The organism is Fluviibacterium sp. S390, assembly GCF_049800695.1.
Classification (GTDB): Bacteria; Pseudomonadota; Alphaproteobacteria; order Rhodobacterales; family Rhodobacteraceae; genus Meridianimarinicoccus.
On the sequence record NZ_JBNAFN010000022.1, the window covers coordinates 12732 to 28840 of the forward strand.

At 58.6% G+C, this 16109-nt stretch carries 15 protein-coding genes; 14 read left to right on the forward strand and 1 reads right to left on the reverse strand.

Annotated features, from left to right (window positions below; all coding sequences use genetic code 11):
- The first annotated feature begins 34 nt into the window (after positions 1-34).
- The 12 genes from ACP15K_RS15905 to iolB all read left to right on the forward strand — a co-directional run bounded on the left by ACP15K_RS15905 (position 35) and on the right by iolB (position 13525).
- The gene (locus ACP15K_RS15905; RefSeq protein WP_424990958.1) at positions 35-829 is read left to right on the forward strand and encodes a TIM barrel protein; all 795 of its coding nucleotides are present in this window, start codon (positions 35-37) and stop codon (positions 827-829) included.
- Positions 830-907: 78 nt separating this feature from the next.
- Positions 908-1852: a sugar ABC transporter substrate-binding protein gene (locus ACP15K_RS15910; RefSeq protein ID WP_424990959.1), complete on the forward strand. Its 945-nt coding sequence runs from the start codon at positions 908-910 to the stop codon at positions 1850-1852.
- An 88-nt stretch (positions 1853-1940) separates the two neighbouring features.
- Positions 1941-3029, forward strand: a complete 1089-nt coding sequence (locus ACP15K_RS15915) for an ABC transporter permease (RefSeq protein ID WP_424990960.1) — start codon at positions 1941-1943, stop codon at positions 3027-3029.
- A gap of 14 nt (positions 3030-3043) precedes the next feature.
- Positions 3044-3874 (forward strand): ATP-binding cassette domain-containing protein, encoded by an 831-nt coding sequence (locus ACP15K_RS15920; protein ID WP_424990961.1) that lies wholly within the window; start codon positions 3044-3046, stop codon positions 3872-3874.
- Positions 3875-3940: 66 nt separating this feature from the next.
- Positions 3941-5017: a Gfo/Idh/MocA family protein gene (locus ACP15K_RS15925; RefSeq protein ID WP_424990962.1), complete on the forward strand. Its 1077-nt coding sequence runs from the start codon at positions 3941-3943 to the stop codon at positions 5015-5017.
- Positions 5014-6024, forward strand: coding sequence for an inositol 2-dehydrogenase (iolG, locus tag ACP15K_RS15930; RefSeq protein ID WP_424990963.1), 1011 nt, complete (start codon positions 5014-5016; stop codon positions 6022-6024). The genes ACP15K_RS15925 and iolG overlap by 4 nt, the downstream gene beginning before the upstream one ends.
- Positions 6021-6905, forward strand: a complete 885-nt coding sequence (purU, locus tag ACP15K_RS15935) for a formyltetrahydrofolate deformylase (RefSeq protein ID WP_424990964.1) — start codon at positions 6021-6023, stop codon at positions 6903-6905. Before iolG ends, purU begins: the two co-directional genes overlap by 4 nt.
- A gap of 9 nt (positions 6906-6914) precedes the next feature.
- Positions 6915-8828, forward strand: a complete 1914-nt coding sequence (locus tag ACP15K_RS15940) for a bifunctional 5-dehydro-2-deoxygluconokinase/5-dehydro-2-deoxyphosphogluconate aldolase (RefSeq protein WP_424990965.1) — start codon at positions 6915-6917, stop codon at positions 8826-8828.
- Positions 8825-10657, forward strand: coding sequence for a 3D-(3,5/4)-trihydroxycyclohexane-1,2-dione acylhydrolase (decyclizing) (gene iolD, locus ACP15K_RS15945; RefSeq protein ID WP_424990966.1), 1833 nt, complete (start codon positions 8825-8827; stop codon positions 10655-10657). The genes ACP15K_RS15940 and iolD overlap by 4 nt, the downstream gene beginning before the upstream one ends.
- Positions 10657-11562 carry a myo-inosose-2 dehydratase gene (gene iolE / locus ACP15K_RS15950; RefSeq protein WP_424990967.1) on the forward strand — a complete coding sequence of 302 codons (906 nt, stop codon included), beginning with the start codon at positions 10657-10659 and terminating at the stop codon, positions 11560-11562. The genes iolD and iolE overlap by 1 nt, the downstream gene beginning before the upstream one ends.
- Positions 11563-11576: 14 nt before the next feature.
- Positions 11577-12704, forward strand: coding sequence for a phytanoyl-CoA dioxygenase family protein (locus tag ACP15K_RS15955; protein WP_424990968.1), 1128 nt, complete (start codon positions 11577-11579; stop codon positions 12702-12704).
- A gap of 14 nt (positions 12705-12718) precedes the next feature.
- Positions 12719-13525, forward strand: a complete 807-nt coding sequence (iolB, locus tag ACP15K_RS15960) for a 5-deoxy-glucuronate isomerase (RefSeq protein ID WP_424990969.1) — start codon at positions 12719-12721, stop codon at positions 13523-13525.
- 3 nt (positions 13526-13528) lie between these two features.
- On the opposite strand, the gene ACP15K_RS15965 is transcribed toward iolB, so the two are convergent.
- Positions 13529-14542, reverse strand: a complete 1014-nt coding sequence (locus ACP15K_RS15965; RefSeq protein ID WP_424990970.1) for a LacI family DNA-binding transcriptional regulator — start codon at positions 14540-14542, stop codon at positions 13529-13531.
- A gap of 149 nt (positions 14543-14691) precedes the next feature.
- Between ACP15K_RS15965 and ACP15K_RS15970 the strand changes: the two genes are divergently transcribed.
- Together ACP15K_RS15970 and ACP15K_RS15975 are read left to right on the forward strand one after the other, a co-directional pair.
- Entirely contained in the window at positions 14692-15771 is a 1080-nt protein-coding gene (locus ACP15K_RS15970; RefSeq protein ID WP_424990971.1) for a fatty acid desaturase family protein, read from the forward strand.
- A gap of 25 nt (positions 15772-15796) precedes the next feature.
- Positions 15797-16108: a MocE family 2Fe-2S type ferredoxin gene (locus ACP15K_RS15975; protein ID WP_424929397.1), complete on the forward strand. Its 312-nt coding sequence runs from the start codon at positions 15797-15799 to the stop codon at positions 16106-16108.
- The last annotated feature ends 1 nt before the right edge of the window (position 16109 follow it).

Consider the following 16109-nt stretch of genomic DNA (forward strand, 5'->3'; position numbering starts at 1 on the left):
CAGGGGAGGGAAAATGCAGACAGCTTTGAACCACATGACCGTACCCAACCTCGGCTATGTGTCATTTCTTGATCTGGCCAAGAAGCTTGGCTGTGTTGGCGTCGAAGTCCGCAATGACATACCCCGCCCTCTGTTCGATAATCTGGATCCGGTAGAAGCGGGACGCATTGCGCAAGACAAGGGTCTGCGCCTCGTTGGACTGAGCCAAGTCTATCCGTTCAACGATTGGACTTCGGCGCGCGAGGACGCTGTCAAGGCGCTCATCGCAACGGCCAAGGCCTCTGGCGCAGAAACAATTAGTCTAATCCCGCGGAACGACGGCACCGCACTCGGAAACGGTGAGCGGCAAGCGAACCTTCGGGTCGCGCTTAAAGGCGTGCTGCCTTTGTTGCAGGACGCCGAGATGACAGCTCTTGTTGAACCTCTCGGCTTCCTGCGCTCGTCGCTACGCTCGAAGACAGAACTGGTCGAGACGATCACCTCGATCGGGGGGCAAGATCATTTCAAGATCGTCCATGACACCTTCCATCACACGTTGGCTGACGGTGGTCCGATTTATCCGGAGATGACAGGAATCGTGCATATCTCGGCTGTAGTAGATCAGAATCTTACCTTGGCACAGATGGAAGACGAGCATCGCGTGCTGGTCGACGCACGCGACCGCCTTGGCAATGTGGAGCAAATCGCGGCTCTGATCGCGGCCGGCTACGATGGTCCGATCTCATATGAATGTTTTTCACCTGAAACACATGCGATTGACGATCCCTACACAGAGATCAAGCGCTCGTTTGACTTTATTTCCTCTCAGCTTCAGGCGCACGCCGCCTGAGGGGAGGAGCAACCGCCCCATGACGGGGCCTCCGGCAAGGGAATTGGTGCGCCGGACACCTACAAAGGGAGGAACCCAATGAAAAAGACCCTTATGGCAAGTGCCGCCGCCATCATGATGACCACTAGCGCCTGGGCTCAGGACGTCGGCGTGTCTATGGCGCTCTTCGACGACAACTTTCTGACCGTTCTACGGAACGGAATTCAGGAGATGGCTGATGGCATGGATGGCGTTGATGTTCAGATTGAGGACGCACAGAACGACGTTGCGCGTCAGCTCGACCAGATCAACAACTTTATCGCTTCCGGCGTCGATGCGATCATCGTAAACCCGGTTGACACCTCGGCGACCGAGGCGATGACGCAAGCAGCCGCAGCAGCTGGCGTGCCACTCGTCTATGTGAACCGCCAGCCAATCAACGTCGACACACTGCCCGACAACCAGGCCTTTGTGGCATCGAACGAGATCGAATCCGGCACGCTGGAAACCTTCGAGATTTGCAAGATTCTGCGAGGCCAAGGCAAAGGTGACGGCGCACGCGCCTATCTGATGATGGGCGAACTGTCGAACCAGGCGGCTGTCCAGCGTACGAAGGACGTCGATGATGTCATCGGCATGGACATGTGCAACTTCATCGAGATCATTGATCGTCAGACCGCAAACTGGTCGCGTGAACAAGCTACGAACCTGATGACCAACTGGCTGTCCTCAGGTGAAGAGTTCGACGCTGTCATCGCCAACAACGACGAGATGGCAATTGGTGCGATCCAGGCCATGAAGGCTGCCGGTCTCGATATGGACGTCATCGTCGTGGGTGGCGTTGATGCAACCCAGGATGCTCTCGCCGCCATGCAGGCGGGCGATCTTGACGTCACGGTCTTCCAGAATGCGGCCGGGCAGGGCTCCGGCGCGCTCAATGCTGCTATCGCCCTGGCAAACGGCGAAGAGGTTGCTCAGAAGGTCTACATTCCTTTCGAGCTCGTCACTCCGGCCAACATCGACGACTACCTTTCGCAGAACTGATCTTCACAAGGTCTGAACAAAGGGGAGCGGCGTTTTCTGGCGCCGTTCCCACGAAAAAATCGGGGCCCTTTCGTGGGAGGAGACGGGAATGGCGGACCAAACATCACACGGGATTGGCGGGCTGATCTTCGACAAGAAGAAGAGGGCCTGGCCGAATGAATTCAACGTCTTCCTGGCGCTTGTGCTGATCATTGTGCTGTTCGAGGCGCTTGGCCAGATCCTGCCTTACATGAACAACCAGAGCATGCTCTTCGATTTCAACGAAGCGCGCGACGGGACCATTCTCAATATGGCCCGGATCAAGATCATCATCCTGCAGGTCGCGATTATCGGAATCATCTCTCTCGGCGTGACGCAGGTCATCATCTCCGGCGGGATCGACCTGTCGTCGGGTCCCCTGGTCGGTGCGGCAGCGATGATCGTGATGTCATTCGCACAGACCGAACTGGTTAACGGCAACCCGAACCCAAAGGCGGTCTTTGGCGACTGGGCTTTTGATCTGCCCGTCATTGCCCCGCTGATCGTAGGGTTGTTGTTCGGCGCGCTGATCGGATCGATCAACGGGTTTTTCATCGCTTTCGCGAAGATCCCACCATTCATCGCGACGCTGGGCATGTTCCTCATCTGCCGCGGCATTTCGCAGTGGTGGACCAAAGGTCAGCCTGTGTCTTTCCCGACTGATCAATATGCATGGATAGGCTCGGGAATGATGCCAGTGGTCTGGTTCATCGGCTTGGCGATCCTGCTGCATCTCATCATGCGGTATACGGTTTATGGCAAGCATACCTACGCCATCGGCTCAAACGAAGAAGCCGCTCGGATGTCCGGGATCAATGTGCGCCGCCACAAAATCATGGTTTATATGATCGCCTCTATGCTGGCAGCATTTGCCGCCATCGTATTGAGTTCGAAGAACCTTACGGCGCAGGCCGGTATGGGCCAGTTTTACGAACTCTACGCAATCGCCATGGCGGTGATCGGCGGCGTCAGCCTGACCGGTGGCCGTGGTTCGATCATTGGGACCGTTCTCGGCGCCATGGTTTTCGGCGTGATCCAGTCCGGCTTCACCTACATCAAACTCGACGCCTTCTATCAGTTGATGGCGATGGGGGCGATCATCATCGGCGCCGTGGTCCTTGACCAGTACCGGCAACAGCGCGCGGCCGCCAAGGCCTGAGGGAGGAGAACATCATGGCAAGCGATTTGCAGACCAATATCTCCGGGGAAGAGGCACCGCATTCCTCAGCCCCTTTGGGCGAAATCATACTCGAAACAAAGGATTTGACCAAACACTACGGCGGCGTGCATGCGCTGGAGGGTGCCAACTTCACGCTTCGCAAAGGTGAGCACGTGGCGATTATGGGCGACAACGGCGCCGGAAAATCGACCTTTGTGCGCCAAATTACGGGGGTGGAGGAACGGACCCGCGGCGAGATCATCTTCGACGGTCAACCGGTGCATTTCGCTGGCCCACTCGAAGCTCGCAACGCCGGAATCGAGACGGTCTTTCAGACCTTGGCGCTGGCCGATCAGCTTGATGTTCCAGACAACCTCTTCCTGGGACGCGAGATCATCAAGTGGAAGCTCGGGCCTTTCTCGATCCTTGACTACAAAGCGATGCGCCAGCGTACGCTCGATGCGTTGGAAAAAACCGGGGTCAAGATTCCCAATATTCGGGGCTCGATCGAGCGGATGTCAGGCGGCCAGCGGCAATGTGTAGCGATCGCACGGACCGCGACCTTCCATTCGAAACTGACGATCATGGACGAACCGACCGCAGCGCTTGGCGTTCAGGAGACGGCACAGGTCGAAAACATCATCCGTACGCTAAAGGAAGCAGGCGAACCGCTGATCCTCGTCAGCCACAACATGCGCCAAGTCATGGACCTTGTGGACCGCATCGTGGTTTTTCGGCGTGGCCGAATTTGCGCCGACCTCAAGAAGGAGGAAACCAACGGCGAAGACGTTGTCGCGTATATCACAGGTGCCAAGACGCAGGTCGGCTACGAAGACGCAGCCTGAAATCAAAGCAGGCAGCCAGTTGAGAGTGCATTTGAGATGCGGGACAGCTTTCTTGGTGAGTAAAATATGAAACTCGGTCTAGTAGGTTTCGGCTTTGGCGGTCGTCGCTTTCACGCGCCTTTCATCAAGGCCGCCAACGGCGTTGATTTGGCCGGTGTCGTCGCCCGTTCGCCTGAAACGGTTGCCAACGTCCGGGCCGACTTTCCCGGTGTTCCCGTGTTCGCTAGCCTTTCGGACATGATCGCTGCGGAAGTCGTCGATGCAGTTACAATCACGACACCTCCCACAACGCGGGTTTCGCTGGTCCTCGAGGCGATCAGGGCGGGTCTGCATGTCGTCGCAGACAAGCCTTTCGCCTTTCACGCTGCCGATGCCGAAAGGATGATTCGCGCAGCAGAGGAACAGGGCGTTGTCATCAGCGCGTTTCAAAACCGCCGCTGGGATTCCGATCTGCGCACGCTTGCCGCATTGGTCCAGAACGGCGATCTGGGTCGGGTGCAGCGGGTTCACAATCGGATGGATTTCCCTTCACTCGACGGTTTGCTGCCGGGTCCTGAAGGCGGTCTTCTCGGGGATCTCGGAAGTCACATCGTTGACCAGATGTTGTGGCTCTTGGGACCGGCGACCTCGGTCTTCGCGCAAACCGTACAGGGCGACGTTCCGGGCGGCAGAACCGATGTCGGTTTCGTGGTCAACTTGCTTCATGCGAGCGGTGCCAGCAGTCACATCGAAGCCAGCAAGGCAAACCATTTGCACGCGCGTGAACTCCGCGCTTATGGAGAGTCTGGCGCTTTCGTCGTGAACGGTGGCGATGCACAGGTCGCTGCGGTCCTGAGCGGCGACCTGCCCGTTGGGGGCCGCCCCGACTGGGGAGCCGAGACCGAAGACTCGTGGGGGACGCTCTACACGGATGGCTCGGCGCGCCGTGTGCCGTCTGTTCCGTCACGATACACAGACTTTTATGAAGCATTCGCAAGCGCTGTGAGCCACGGCGGAACACCACCAGTCCTTCCATCAGATACAATCCACACGGTAGCAGTTCTGGAAGCCGCCCGGGTCAGTGCGACCACGGGCCAAATCGTTGAAATCAAAAGGCCGGTTCGCCCAGCTGCGGTGACTGCTTGCCAAGGAGACAATAAATGACCCTTCGTATCGCAATTCTGGGGGCCGGTCGCATCGGCCAAGTACACGCGCGGGCCGTGTCGTCGACACAGAACGCGCAGTTGATCGCAATTTCCGATCCCATGGCCGAGACCGCAAAACAATTGTCCGATGCCTATGGCTGCGACATCCGATCAATCGACAAGATCGCAGCCAGCGACGATGTGGATGCGGTCCTGATCTGCACGCCGACCAACACGCATGCCGATCTTATTGAGCAATTCGCGAAAGCCGGTAAGGCGGTCTTCTGCGAGAAGCCCGTCGATCTGAGTCTCGACCGCGTGAGGGATTGCCTTGAGACCCTCAAGGCAGAGAATGCGACCCTGATGGTGGGTTTCCAGCGCCGTTTCGACCCCGACTTCATGGCGTTGAAACAGGCCATTGACGACGGCCGCATCGGCGATGTTGAAATGATCACCCTGACAAGCCGCGACCCAGGTCCGCCTCCATACGACTACATCAAGGTCTCCGGCGGCATCTTCCGCGACATGACCATTCACGATTTCGACGTCGCGCGCTGGCTGTTGGGCGAGGAGGTCGAGTCTGTGCAGGCCGCGGCATCGGTCCTGACCGATAAGAAAATCGGCGAGCTCGGCGATTACGACAGCGTCAACGTCATCCTCACAACTGCAAGCGGCAAACAGTGTACCATCACCAATACGCGCCGTGCGACTTATGGTTATGACCAACGCATTGAAGTCCTAGGATCGAAAGGCTCTGTCTCTGCGGAAAACCACCGCGAGGCAAATATCGAGATTGCCGATGGCACGGGCTATGTCCGGCCCCCGCTTCTTAACTTTTTCATGTCGCGATACGTGAACGCCTACGCCAACGAAATCGCTTCTTTCGTCGACGCGGTGACGAACGGGGGGGTGACCCCGACCACCGGCCACGACGGCATGATGGCATTGGCCCTGGCCGATGCATCGCTGAAATCCGTAGCCGAAGGACGTGTCGTCAAGATTTCGGAGGTCTTGAGATCCGCATGACCAGTTTTGCTCTCCGTGTTCAATGTAAATCCCGCCGCGGAATCGTTTCGGCGATCTCGACATTTCTGGCGGAGCAGGGATGCAACATTACCGACAGCGCGCAATTCGATGATGCCGAAACGGGATCGTTTTTCATGCGCGTCAGCTTCCAGTCGGAAGAGGGCAGGGGACTCGATGACCTCTCCGGGGCTTTCGCGCACGTTCGCGAAAGCTTTGGCATGGATGCCGAGTTCTTTGACGAAGCGACGAAGCGCAAGGTCGTCATCATGGTGTCTCGTTTCGGTCATTGCCTGAACGATTTGCTGTACCGCTGGCGTATCGGGGCGTTGCCTATCGACATCGTGGGAGTGATCTCGAACCACATGGACTATCAAAAGGTCGTGGTGAACCACGATATCCCGTTCCACTGCATCAAGGTTACCAAAGAGAACAAACCGGAAGCCGAAGCGCGGATCATGCAGGTTGTCGAAGACATCGGCGCGGAACTGATCGTGCTCGCCCGCTATATGCAGATTCTGTCCAACGCCATGTGTGAAAAGATGTCCGGGCGGATCATCAACATCCACCACTCGTTCTTGCCGTCGTTCAAGGGGGCCAATCCCTACAAGCAAGCTTTCGAAAAGGGTGTGAAACTGATTGGTGCGACGTCGCACTACGTCACCGCCGATCTCGACGAAGGTCCGATCATCGAACAGGACACGATCCGCGTCACCCACGCGCAGTCGCCAGAGGACTACGTTTCGCTGGGGCGAGACGTTGAAGCTCAGGTCTTTGCGCGGGCGATCCATGCCCATGTGAATGGTAGGGTCTTCCTGAATGGAAACAAGACGGTGGTCTTTCCGCCATCGCCGGGCTCCTACGCCTCGGAACGTATGGGATAGGATTCAGACATGTCCAAGACACTTGATCTCATCACAATCGGCCGATCCTCGGTTGACCTTTATGGCGCACAGATCGGCGGGCGGTTGGAGGATATGGGCTCTTTCGATAAGTATATCGGCGGCTCGCCCACGAACATCGCCTGCGGGACGGCGCGGCTGGGTCTGAAGTCAGCGGTGATCACGGGTGTGGGTGACGAACACATGGGGCGTTTCATCACCGAGCAGTTGCAGCGTGAGGGCGTGGACACCAATGGCGTGAAAGTTGACCCCGAGCGGCTGACGGCACTCGTTCTGCTGGGCATCCGGGATCAGGAGCAGTTTCCGCTGATCTTCTACCGCGAGAACTGTGCGGATATGGGTCTGACCGCCGATGACATTGACGCGAACTTCATCAAGAGCGCCCGCGCCATTGTGGCGACCGGCACGCATCTGAGCCACCCCCAGGTGGAGGCGGCGACGCTGAAGGCGCTGGAGATTGCGCGGGCAAATGGCCAGCAGACCGCGCTCGACATTGACTACCGCCCAAACCTCTGGGGCGTCGCGGGGCATGGCGATGGCGAAAGCCGCTTTGTCGAAAGTGCAGCCGTGACCGAGAAACTGCAATCCACCCTGCACCTGTTCGACCTGATCGTCGGCACAGAAGAAGAGTTTCACATCGCCGGCGGGTCGACCGACACGATTGAAGCCCTGCGCGCAGTGCGGGCGGTGTCCGGCGCGTCGCTGGTGTGCAAGCGGGGCGCGGCGGGCGCTGTGGCGTTTACGGGCGATGTGCCCGACAGCCTTGACGATGGCGAAGCCGGGCCAGGGTTTCCGATCGAGGTCTTCAATGTGCTGGGCGCGGGCGACGGGTTCATGTCCGGTCTGCTGAAGGGCTGGCTCGATGGTGAGGATTGGCCGACCGCGCTGAAATATGCCAACGCCTGCGGGGCCTTCGCGGTCAGCCGTCACGGCTGCACGCCGGCCTATCCAAGCTGGGAAGAGCTGCAGTTCTTCTTTGAGCGCGGGATCAAACGGCCTGATCTGCGCAACGATGCGGAGCTGGAGCAGGTGCATTGGGCGACCAACCGTGCGGGCGACTGGTCTTCGGTCAAGACCTTCGCCTTCGACCATCGGCTGCAACTCGAAGAGATGGACGGCTATACGAGGGACAAGGGCGCGGCGTTCAAGGAGCTTTGCCTCGATGCGGCGTTGAAGGTGCAGAACGGGCAGGCGGGCTTCGGCATCCTATGTGACAACCGGATCGGGCGGTCAGCACTACATCGCGCCACCGGCTCTGGCCTATGGATCGGTCGCCCGACCGAGTTGCCCGGATCACGGCCAATCGAGTTCGAACCCGAGTTGGGCGACGACCTCGGCCGCCTTCGCGAATGGGCGCGGGAGAACGTGGTCAAGCTGCTGGTCTTCTGCCATCCCGATGATGACGACAAGACTGCGAAGATGCAGGTGGCGCGCGTGAAGCGGTTATTCACGGCGGCGCGGCGCAACGGCTTGGAATTCCTGCTGGAGATCATCCCTTCAAAAGTCGGTCCGATCGATGACACGACCTCAGCCACCCTGATTCAAACCTTCTACGACGCAGGCATTTATCCCGACTGGTGGAAGCTGGAGCCGTTCAAGACTGATGCTGCATGGGCCAATGCCGTCGCGGCCATCGAGCGGAATGACCCAAGGACACGTGGGATCGTCGTCCTGGGTCTCGACGCACCAGAAGCAGAGCTTGCCACCAGCTTCGCGCTGGCTGCCAAACAGCCTTTGGTCAAAGGTTTCGCAGTTGGCCGCACGATCTTCGGCAATGCTGCCCGCGCTTGGCTGAAAGGCGAAATGACCAACGATGAGGCCATCACGGAAATGGCAGACAATTACGCCCGCTTGTGCGGCATATGGGATAAGGCACGCAGCCATTTCACGAAGGACGCGGCATGACAGATACAATCCGACTGACAGCGGCTCAGGCCCTGGTGCGTTACCTGACCGCGCAACTTACTGAAAATGACGAGCCGTTTATCGCCGGATGCTGGGCGATCTTCGGACATGGCAATGTGGCGGGGTTGGGTGAAGCACTTTATGCCTCACGCGATGCCTTGCCGACCTACCGGGGGCACAACGAACAGACGATGTGCCATGCCGCGATCGCCTATTCCAAGCAACTGCGCCGAAAACGGGCGATGGCTGTCACCTCGTCGATTGGGCCGGGGGCGGCGAACATGGTTACGGCGGCGGCGCTTGCCCATGTTAATCGGTTGCCGCTGCTGCTTTTACCAGGCGATGTTTTTGCCAATCGTGGTCCCGACCCGGTGCTGCAACAGGTTGAAAATTTTGGCGATGGCACCGTCAGCGTGAACGATACCTTCAAGCCTGTAACAAGGTACTTTGACAGGATAAGCCGGCCCGAACATCTATTGACGGCCCTGCCGCGTGCCTTCCGGGTGATGACGGACCCCGCAGAATGCGGGCCGGTCTGCCTATCGTTTTGTCAGGATGTGCAGGCCGAAGCCTTCGACTATCCCGTTAGCTTCTTCGAACCGAAGGTCTGGACCATTCGCCGCCCGCATCCCGATCCGCACGAAGTGGAAAAGGTGGCCGGGATCATCAGCGCGGGGAAAAAGCCCGTAATCGTGGCAGGTGGCGGCGTGCACTACGCGGACGCGCACGATGCTTTGAAGGTTTTTGCTGAGAAGCACGGCATTCCAATAGTCGAGACGCAGGCGGGTAAATCGGCTCTGCCCTGGGACCATCCGCTCAATCTTGGCCCCATCGGCGTGACAGGTGCCGCAAGTGCAAACACGCGTTGTGCCGAAGCGGACGTGGTGATCGGTGTCGGCACGCGGTTTCAGGATTTCACAACCGGGTCCTGGGGCTTGTTCGCAAATCCGGGCCGTCAACTCATCAGCCTAAACGTCGCCGCCTATGATGCGATGAAGCACGGGGCCAAACCGGTCTGCGCCGATGCCAAGGTCGGGTTGGAAGCGATCGGGGCGGCGCTTGGTGACTACAAGGTAGAGACACCATCGGCGTCTCTCAAAGCCGACTGGTTTGCCAGTGTCGATCCCCTGACGGATGCCCCGAATGACACCAACGCCCTTGCCACCGACATGCAGGTGATCGGTGCCGTGCAGCGCGCCGCGAACGAAAACACTGTGGCAATGTGCGCCGCTGGCACAATGCCAGGCGAGCTGCACAAGCTCTGGAAGGCGGGGCAGCCCGGATCTTATCACATGGAATACGGCTTCTCCTGCATGGGTTATGAAATCGCGGGCGCCATGGGCATAAAGATGGCCGAGCCTGAGCGTGATGTCATCTGCTTCACGGGAGACGGCACCTATATGATGGCCAACTCCGAGATGGCTACCGCCGCCATGATGGGCATTTCCTTCACCGTCGTGGTCACCGACAACCGCGGTTATGGCTGCATCAACCGGCTGCAGATGGGCTGCGGTGGCGCGGAGTTCAACAATCTGCTGGACCATGCGATCGGTGGCGAAAACTCCAACATCGACTTCGCCAAACATGCGGAGGCGATGGGCGCGACCTCGGTCAAGGTCGGGTCAATTGCCGAACTGGAAGAGGCGCTGGCCAAACGGGACAGCATCAAGGGCCCCTACGTGGTCGTCATCGACACCGACCCCTATCCATCCACCGAACCCGGTGGCACCTGGTGGGACGTTGGCGTGCCGGAAGTCTCGGACCGCGCCGAAGTGAACGCCGCCCGTGATAAATACATCGAAAACAAGAAAGCCCAGCGAGCAGACTGATGAGTGTGAAGATCGGCATATCCCTGATTGCCTGGCAGAATGACGATCTGCCGGAACTGACGAAGGATTACACCACCGAAGGTGCTATGGAAGATGCCGCGAAGATCGGCTACGCGGGCGTCGAGCGCGGACGCCGGATGCCTGCGGACACCGAAGGGCTGCGCGCCTATCTCGACCGCTACGGTGTCGCGCTGTGTGGCGGTTGGTGTTCGGGCAATCTGATGGTGAATGATCTGGCCGACGAACAGGCCGCGATCCGCGAACAGGTCGATCAGTTCGCCGCGTTGAACGCCCCCTGCATCGTCTATGCCGAATGCTCCAACACCATTCAGGGCAATATCGGCCAACCGATCAGCCAGCGCCCAAAGCTGAGCCGAGATGAGGTCATGGCCTATGGCACAAGGCTCTCGGAACTGGCAAAATGGTCGAAGGATCAAGGTGTTGTGCTTAGCTACCACCACCACATGGGCGCCATGGTGCAGGATGCCGAAGACATCGACTGGCTGATGGAAGGCTCCACCGAGGACCTGACGCTGCTTTATGACACGGGCCACCTGCACTTCGCGGGGGCGGATCCTGTCGCCGTCCTCGACAAATGGGGCCACCGCGTCCACCACGTCCACTTCAAGGACGTGCGCCAGCCCGTGCTCGATTGGGTGCGCACGGAAGACAAGAGCTTCCTCGACGGTGTCGCGGCGGGCGTCTATTCGGTACCCGGCGATCGCGACGGGTGCATCGACTTTCAGGCCATCACGGACAAGCTGAAGGCACAGGATTACAATGGCTGGATCGTCGTCGAAGCCGAGCAGGACCCGGCAAAAGCGCCGCCATATGACTATTCCAAACTGGGCTATGATCATATCACCGACATCTGCGGTCAGTCGGGCCTCACGATCATCAGGTAGTGGCAGGTCAACTGATGGATAGCGGGTACTACCTGATCGACAGCGGCGATATCGAGACGCTTGAGACATTGATCCTTCAGCGTCTCGCAGCCTCAGATGTGCCCTTTGCCAGCGCGGTCGAAAAGAACGTGCCGATTTACGATGTGCCCGCGCTCGACCTCTCTAATCCCGACCTTCTGGCCGAATGGGGAAGTGTGCTGCGCGGCGGGGCGGGGGTGATCTGCCTCAAACGCGCCTATGCGGATACGGGTACAATTGATCGCGCGACAGATGTGTTTTGCAAGATCATTGAGGAAGAGCGCGCAAAGGGCACAAGCAAGGGAGATCACTTCGCGGCCTCCGGTGCAAATGATCGCATCTGGAACGCGCTGCAGAAACATTGCCTGCGCGACCCCGAAGGCTTTGCCGCTTATTACGCTAACGCGGCAATCGCGGCCGCCTCCACGGCGTGGCTTGGGCCGCATTACCAGATGACGGCTCAGGTCAATCAAGTGCGCCCCGGTGGCAAGGCGCAGCGCGCGCATCGCGACTATCACTTAGGGTTTCAAGCCGCCGAAACTGCCGCCAGCTATCCCGTACATGTCCATGATATGACCGCCGCGCTGACCCTTCAGGGCGCGGTTGCACATTGCGATATGCCATTGGTCAGCGGTCCGACGAAGCTTTTGCCGTTTTCGCAACGCTACGCGCCTGGCTACATCGCGTTTCACCAGACAGGCCACAGCGAATTTTTCGAAAATCACTATATCCAGCTGCCACTCAACAAAGGCGACGCAGTCTTCTTCAATCCCGCACTGTTTCACGCCGCGGGCGAAAACCGCAGCAGCGACATTGACCGGATGGCGAACCTGTTGCAGGTCTCATCGCCCTTCGGCCGCGCGATGGAGGCAATTGATCGCGACAAAATGTGCCGCGCCGTCTATCCCGTGCTCGGGGCGCTTGGTCAGTCCGAAGCGCACGCCGTCATTGCGGCGACGGCTGAAGGCTATGCATTCCCCACGAACCTCGACACTGATCCACCGCTCGATGGCAACGCTCCAGAAACCCAAGCCGACATCTTGCGCCGCGGTTACGCGCGCGGCTGGGACGATGCTGCGCTGCACCGCGCCCTTGATGCACTGTCCGCACGACGCAAAGCCTAAAGGAGGCAGCACTCATGCCCGATCTTCTTCGCAAACCCTTTGGAACTCGGGGCGAGGTGCACCGCATCACCCCGGAAAGCGCGGGCTGGCGCTACGTGGGCTTTTCCTTATACCATCTAAAGGCGGGGGATACTGCAGCGGAGGCAACAGGCCATCGCGAGGTCATTCTTGTCATTGTGGAAGGCAAGGCCGCGATTACTGGGGCCGGGAAGAACTGGGGGGTTCTTGGCGACCGGATGAATGTGTTTGAAAAAACACCGCCCCATTGCCTTTACCTACCGAACGGCACTGAATGGAAGGCCACGGCTGAAACCGATTGCATTATCGCTGTTTGTTCAGCCCCGGGTCAGGGCGGTCACGAAGCTCGGCGGATTGGGCCTGATGGGATCACTTTGACTGAGCGTGGTAAGGGCACAAACACCCGCCACATCAACAACATCGCGATGGAGAACGAGGACTACGCCGACAGCCTGTTGGTGACCGAGGTCTTCACACCCGCGGGCCACTGGTCCAGTTACCCAAGCCATCGACACGACGAAGATGACTTCCCGCGCATCACCTACCTGGAAGAGACTTACTACCACCGGCTGAACCCAGTCTCTGGATTTGGCATTCAGCGGGTTTATACAGACGATGGACTGCTCGATGAAACGATGGCTGTCTCCGACGGAGACGTCGTTTTGGTGCCGCGCGGCCACCACCCCTGTGGTGCGCCATACGGGTTCGAGATGTACTACCTCAACGTAATGGCTGGCCCCTTGCGCAAATGGCGCTTCGTTCCTGCACCTGAGGTCGAGTGGATCATGGAGCGGGACGCCTGATCCTTATAGCGATTCCGGTACGAAGAGCTGCGGTAGAAGGTAGTGCTGACCTGAGTTCTCGGACATGCCGCCTTGCGCCGCTTTGATCATCAAATCGACGAGCTCACGACAAAGCTGATCGAGCGGTGTAGCGATCACCAAGCTTACGTAGCGTTTGGACAAGGCGTCTCGGCTCTCATTTGTCAGCTCGTTCACAATCAACGCGACCTTACCGGCTGGTCTGGATTCTCTGAGGGCCTCGATCGCACCTTCCATCCCGCCGCCTGCCACGTAAATGCCTCGGAGATCGGAATGCCGATCGAGAAGATCAAGCGTTGCCTCGTAAGTGACTTGCCGCGTCTCTAGGTTTACGATGGCATCCAGAAGTTCGAGCTGCGACGCATGGTCCCTGAGGTAACTCCTAAGGCCCGTCTCGCGCAGGATATGCCCATGCCACCGGTTCCCGCCAATAAAGACGGCCACCTTGCCAGGTTCACGGATCTGCGTGGCAATCATCCACCCTGCGATCCGTCCGACCTTGACGTTGTCGAGGCCGATATAGCTCTGCTGAACGCCTGATGCGGCATCATTGAGAAGCGAAAACACCGGTTTGGCATGATCCTGCAGAGTGCGGATTGTGTCAGTCAAAGTCGGGTGATTAATGGCTGAGGTCGCGAGAACGTCTGCTGTCTTGGCAATCTGCGTTAGTTCGGACGCAAAGTCAGACGGGGCCTGAGACGTCGCGAAACGCACATCGCAACGTCCACGTATGTCTGCGCGCTCTTCTACGGCAGCTTCAAGGGCTCGCGCGAAATTTCGATAAAACTCCTGGCTCGGCTTATGGAGAACAAAGCCAAATCGGATGATCGGTCGCGTGGCGTCCAGTCTGATGGCTTCCAGTTTTCCAGTCGGATAGCCGATGCGTTCGGCGGCGCCGAGCACGCGCTCAATCGCTGCTTCACTTACATTGGGGCGCTCATTCAGGACCCGGTCCACCGTGGCGACGCCGACGCCCGCGGCCTCGGCCAGGTCTTTCAAAGTGGGACGTCGAGACTTCATGGCTACTGAGGTAATTGCATCAATACTGAGATCATCCTGATGTTATTTGGTGTGATTTACAAGCCCGGGTATGGCAGGAATCAGATGGTCAAGGGTATCTACTGGCGAAGCTGTCTCGGGAGGAAATCATGACGAAGCGCGACTATTCCCTGCTTGGCCCGGATGCCGAGCGTGCCGTCGAAACGGGCCTGGCCACTGCGGAGTGGTATCATACGGACATCCCCCGCAAGGAGATGAAGGCGTTGATGCAGCGTTCCGACAAGCCCGCGATCCGCGATACAATAATCCTTTTCGGGTCGATGATCGTCCTCGCGGGCATCGGAATTGCGCTCTGGCCCTCGTGGTGGTCAGCGCCGTTCTGGCTGGCCTATGGCGTGCTCTACGGCTCGGCAATGGACAGCCGCTGGCACGAATGTGGTCACGGGACCGCGTTCAAGACGCCTTGGATGAACAACGTCGTCTACCAGATTGCGTCGTTCTGCATGGTCCGGAATCCCGTCACATGGCGTTGGAGCCATGCCCGGCACCATACCGACACGATCATCGTCGGCCGCGATCCCGAGATTGTTGCGATGCGACCACCCGCGCTTTTCCGTATCTTTCTGAACTTCTTCGGGATCATTGATGCTCTGACCGGCTGGAAGAGGATGTTACTGAATGCTGCTGGGCGCCTCGACACCGAAGAGGTGACGTATATCCCCGAACAGGAGCAGCACAAAGTCGTTTCAGTCGCGCGGATTTGGGTTCTGATTTACTTGGCGACCATCGTGGTTGCAGTCGCCATGCAGTCGATCCTGCCTTTGATGGTGATCGGACTTCCGCGGCTCTACGGCGCGTGGCACCACGTGATGACAGGCATCATGCAGCACGCGGGCTTGGCCGAGAATGTTCTGGATCACCGCTTGAACAGCCGGACAGTCTATATGAACCCCATCAGCCGCTTCATCTATTGGAACATGAACTATCACGTCGAACATCACATGTTCCCGATGGTGCCCTATCATCGGCTTCCGGAGCTGCACGAGAAGATCAAGCATGACCTTCCTGCGCCGAACGCATCGATCCTCGACGCATATAAGGAAATCTGGCCCGCTCTGAGGCGGCAGCTCCGCTACGAAGATTTCTTCATTAAGCGCGAACTGCCCGGATCTGCTCAACCTTACCGGGAAGATCTGCACGAGCAGGCGCTGAGCGTCCCGGCAGAATAACGAAAAACAAACCAGGGAGACTGACATGGCTGAGTGGATTGACGCCTGCGCAACTGATGACATCGACGAAGAGGATCTGATCCGCTTTGACCACGGTGACCGCACATTTGCGATCTATCGCAGCCCGAACGATGAATATTTCTGTACGGACGGGCTTTGCACGCACGAACAGGTGCATCTAGAGGACGGGTTGGTGATGGACTACGTTATCGAGTGCCCGAAGCATAACGGGCAGTTCGATTATCGCACCGGCGAGGCGAAACGTGCACCGGTTTGCGTTAATCTGGGCACGTATCCGGTCAAGGTCGAGGGCGACCGCGTCTTCGTCGAGATCTGAC